This window comes from Candidatus Poribacteria bacterium (assembly GCA_016866785.1).
GTDB lineage: Bacteria > Poribacteria > WGA-4E.
Genome location: VGLH01000224.1, coordinates 1 through 3390, shown reverse-complemented (window position 1 = coordinate 3390; position 3390 = coordinate 1). Strand labels below are relative to the sequence as shown.

Sequence of the window (3390 nt, the reverse complement as noted above, 5' to 3'; positions counted from 1 at the left end):
GTGTTCGCCAGCGTCTGCCGGAGCTCCCGCGAGCGGACCAGGGCTGCTTCGAACTCAGCCTCCTGCGCTCTCGCTGACGCAGCGACTGCCATCAGCACCAACGCCCATACGGGAATGCGCTTCATCCCGAGTCCTCCTACTCCAACGACGAGAGCTCGAGTGGGTCCTTCGTGCCGGCTGTGACGGGAAACGCGACCGCCTCCGCCGCCCACTCGGATACGGGACGGTTCCGCAGAATGTCCACAGCGATGCGACGCAGGAGCGACCCCGATTCCGACGCCGGCAACGCGAAGAGGTTCTGCTCGCGCAGCGCTTCGGGGTTCACTTCGTCGAGCTCGATCGGAACCGTCGTGAAGATCGCTTTGACGACTTCGAGTCCGACGGGGCCCTTGACTCGGATGCGCCAGCGCTCGTCGGGAACGGTCACCCTCTCACCAGCGCGCACGGCGTTGTGCGTCGCGAATCCGTTCGGGTAGAGGACATTCAGCGAGCCGTCCGTGGCGATGTTGACCAGAAGCAGGTAGCCATTGTGGCTTGGCGTGAACTGGAACGAAACCGTATCCCCGATCCGCGCAGACTCCGGACCTATCAGCCCGATGCGGATCGGCGAGTCCGGGTTCTCGAGCGCAGCGAGGGCTTTCTTCGTGAATGCGGCGACGAGCGACGGCGTCAACTGCTCGGCAAGCGCTCGCGCGGCCTCTTCGGGGGAACCGAAACGAGCGAGCCGCAACGGCTCCGCCGCAAGAGCGCGATTCGGGTTCGCCAGGGTCACTTCCGCGATGGGCGTCGCCGTGTCCCGGCGGATCGAGCCGAAGAGCAGGCGATCCGGTGTGTCCACTTCCTCGGCGAGCCGTACATCGGGTATCGCGGCAACCTCCGTCCGGAGCGCGTCGATGAACGTCGCCGTCTCCGCCGACGCGGGAGTGTCATCGTCCTGCAGGATGCGGACAACGAGGCGGTCGGGCTCGACGGGGCGGCGGTAGAGCCTGACGGCGTCGTTCGCCGCGACGGGAAACGGCTTGTCGGCGAACTCCGCGCGGCTTCGCGTCGCTTCGATAGCCACGACTCGAACGGTTCCCGCTGGAAGCGCGCCGTCGGGAACACGCCCCTCCGGTGTCAGCAACGCCCTGGCGAACACGCGATAGACCGCGCCACGCACGACGCCATGGTTGGCTCCGATGCTCAGGACGACGGTGTTGCCTCGAGTCTCGACGACGCGTTCCGGAGCGAGCGCCGGCTCGGGAGGAGGAGGCGGAGGCAGCGGCGGAGCCTCTTCAGCGATCGGCTCAGGCGGCGGCGCGGGCTCGACGACGAGGGTCTTCGGCGTGATGAGCGCGAACGACTCGCCGTCGGTTCCGTTGATCTGCGGTTCCTGAGCGAATCCGCGTTCCTTGATGCGCCGCGCGGCGTAGCTCTGGAGCTCTCCGAGCGTGATCGTGCCGTCACGGTTGGCGTCGGCGGCTCCACGAGCCCCCTCTGCGACGAAGTAGGTCAACACGCCATGCTTGTACGCGCTCGACTCCATCGAAATCTGGTCGGGACGGCAGGCTGCGAGCTCGAGAACGCGGCTGTCTCGGACGGTCGCTCCTCCTCGGGGCGACAGGCGGTTGAGCGCGGCTTCGTCTGCCTGATGGGCAGCGCGCGACGCCAGAGCGATCTCGCGCCCGTTGATACCCGCTTCCTTGACGCGGTTACCTCCGGCATATATCGCCTTGGAACCGGTTCCTGAGTGGCAGGCGTCGAGAATGGCGACCTTCGTCGCGCAGGGAATCTCCTGGAGCCACGCGTCCAGAACGTCGTCGCGGATGAACGACAGATCGGACAGAGGGCTGCTGTCGTGGGCGCACAGGGCTTCGTCGAGTCCGTCCTCCTCGTCGCCGTTGTCGTCGATCATGTAGGAGCCGTGACCGGAGAAGTAGAAGATCGCCGTGTCCGTCGGCTGCACTCGATTGGCGAGCCAGCTCTTGAGCGACTCGCCGATCGCGTTGCGTGTCGCGTCCGATCCGAAGAGCATTCGGATGTTCGCTTCGGGCACACGGGTAGAGACCATGAGCAGTTCGCCCATGAGCCGCGCGTCGTTTTCGGCATAGCTGAGAGGTTTGAAACCGGACTGGTACTGGTTGATGCCAACGAGTACGGCATAGGTCTCCGCGCGCGCCATCGTCGTGATGGCAGCCACCGCCACGGCGAGCATCGACAACCATCGCAGCTTCATGGGCGCAGTCCTTCCGCGCGTTCGCGTCTCCGTCTCATTCCACATCGTCGAACAGTGGAGCGTCCGTGTCCTGCGGTTCCACGCCGACGCGATACCAGAGCCGGATCGTGCTGTCTTCGGAACCTGTCGCGAGGAGCCTTCGATCCGAACTCAACGCGCCGGAATAGACCCAGGAGGTGTGCCCCTGCGACCATTGAAGCTGATCGCCTGTATTCAGGTCTCGGACGCCGATCCCGAAGCTGCCGTCGATGACTGCGGTTCGGTCGTCCTCGGCGATGTCCAGCGCCAAGAGCCCGATGTAGGGAACCGTGAAGGATGCCAGCGGGGCTCCCGTGGGTATCTCCCACGTCCGCACGGTCGCGTAGGTGTCGGCCGTGGCGAGGCGCGATCCGTTCGCGTAGAACTGGAGCTCGCGGACGAGCGCTCCCTGGGGCAGGAGCATCCACTCGACCTTGCCTGTATCCAGGGTTCAGGAGCCCAATCCGGGCGTCCGCCGTGGCGAAGGCAACCGCGCTCCCGTTTGGACTGATGATCAGGTCCTGGATGTGAGAGGGATGGCTGAGGACGGTATCGACATACGCTCCAGTCGTCACGTCCCACCGTCGGATCGATCCGTCGCGCAGCCCAGCGACGATGAGCCCGCGTCTCCGGTCGAGACGAAGGGCGAACACCTCGCCAGCGCCACTTGGGAAGCGGCGGATGAGTTCCCCGGTGTCGACATTCCAGACTCGGATCATCCCGTCGCGACAGCCGCTCACGACGACCTTTCCGGCGGTGTCCACCGACAGCGCGTCGACAACGTGATCGTGAGCGAGCGTGCGCAAACACCGACCGGTCACGGGATCCCAGACGCGTACCGTATGGTCGTCCGATCCGGAGAAGAGCAACGCGTCGTCAGCTTGGAACTCGACATCGAGGATTCTGCCACGATGGCCTGCGAAGACAGGACCCTTCGTGACCGCGAGCGGGAAGACGATCGGGTATCGCCGGTCGCGGACTTCCACCCATGTCTTGATAATCCGCGTGTATCCCCGAATGATGCGGACTTCCGCCTTCGCCGTGCGGTAGACGGTCTTCATCCGACGGGCGACATCGAGTGGAACCGCCAGCACGCCGACGGCGGCGTCCAACGTTCCTTCCAGTGAGAGGGTCGGACGATACTCCTCGGCGTCGGC

At 65.3% G+C, this 3390-nt stretch carries 2 protein-coding genes and 1 pseudogene; all 3 read right to left on the bottom strand.

Annotation, left to right across the window (positions count from 1 at the left end):
• Positions 1–136 precede the first annotated feature (136 nt).
• The 3 genes and pseudogenes from FJZ36_18510 to FJZ36_18500 all read right to left on the bottom strand — a co-directional run bounded on the left by FJZ36_18510 (position 137) and on the right by FJZ36_18500 (position 3294).
• The gene (locus tag FJZ36_18510) at positions 137–2260 is read right to left on the bottom strand and encodes a DUF4384 domain-containing protein (GenBank protein MBM3216891.1); all 2124 of its coding nucleotides are present in this window, start codon (positions 2258–2260) and stop codon (positions 137–139) included.
• On the bottom strand, positions 2250–2657 hold the full coding sequence (locus tag FJZ36_18505) for a hypothetical protein (protein ID MBM3216890.1): 408 nt from the start codon (positions 2655–2657) through the stop codon (positions 2250–2252). The genes FJZ36_18510 and FJZ36_18505 overlap by 11 nt, the downstream gene beginning before the upstream one ends.
• A 400-nt stretch (positions 2658–3057) precedes the next feature.
• Positions 3058–3294: pseudogene (locus FJZ36_18500) on the bottom strand (hypothetical protein).
• Between the last annotated feature and the right edge of the window lie 96 nt (positions 3295–3390).

Bases quoted from the DNA above. Each gene is read 5' to 3' on its own strand.
- FJZ36_18510 (MBM3216891.1), bottom strand. From the start codon at position 2,260: ATGTGGAATGAGACGGAGACGCGAACGCGCGGAAGGACTGCGCCCATG.
- FJZ36_18505 (MBM3216890.1), bottom strand. From the start codon at position 2,657: ATGCTCCTGCCCCAGGGAGCGCTCGTCCGCGAGCTCCAGTTCTACGCG.